A 964-nucleotide genomic window follows, 5' to 3' on the forward strand; every position below is an offset into this window, starting at 1 on the left:
GCGCGTAAGCAACCAACGGAATATCACTGGCTTGATAACAATAATCAGCCCAGCCAGTAGTAGTGAGGGGAGAATAACGTCTGCCAGTAAGCCTAAGTTGAATGAAGCGCCCAGCGAAAAGAAAAACAGAACTAAAAAGAAGTCACGAAGCGGTTTTAAATGCTCGGCTATATATTGGGCGATTGGGCTAGTCGCGATGCTGATGCCTGCGATAAAAGCGCCGATTTCAGAAGATAACCCAATGTAATGTGCGAGTTCTGCAACACCCAGGCACCAACCAATTGTCAGCAAGAATATATACTCATGAAAACGGTCAAACTTGGATATCAATTTAAGGATGACATGCTTTACGGTAGCGAATACGACAAAGATAAGTAATGGCAAAGTTAGCATTGTTTTAACGAAGCTAAAGATACTGTTGCTGTCCGGATCTGCTGAAGTACCGCTGCCTCCTAATATGAGCAACACGACAATTGCCACCAAATCCTGTAGCAGTAGCATACCCACAACAAGTTCCCCGACATGGCGGTGATGCAAGACGGTTGTAGGGAGAAGCTTTATGCCTATAATCGTACTAGAAAACATCATCGCACAGCCGATAATCACGGACTCTTGAGAGCTGTAGCCAAAGCCTTTTCCAATCATAAACCCGGTAAAGGCGAAGGCTAGGGAACTGACAATAGCGACCAGGGTGGCTTTTCGCAACATGTGCATCAAGCTCTTTGGTTGCATATCGAGCCCTAATAAAAACAGCAAAAAGATAATTCCGATCTCTGCTATTTCTGACAGCAGGTGCGCATCGCTCACATAGTGCAAGCCATAAGGGCCTATTAAGGCACCTAAGGCAATATAGGCGACAATAATAGGCTGACGAGTATATAAAACAATTGAAGCAAGGATCGCGGCCCCAGAAAAGATAAGGAAGAAGGAATTGACAATCGAGAGATGTTCCATAGTACTTTGG

General features: G+C 44.7%; 1 protein-coding gene. It reads right to left on the reverse strand.

Features of this window, described 5'->3' with window-relative positions; genetic code table 11:
- On the reverse strand, positions 1–954 hold a 954-nt coding region (locus A3766_RS00805; protein ID WP_068641467.1), incomplete at its 3' end, for a cation:proton antiporter.
- Between the last annotated feature and the right edge of the window lie 10 nt (positions 955–964).

Source organism: Oleiphilus sp. HI0132, assembly GCF_001635845.1.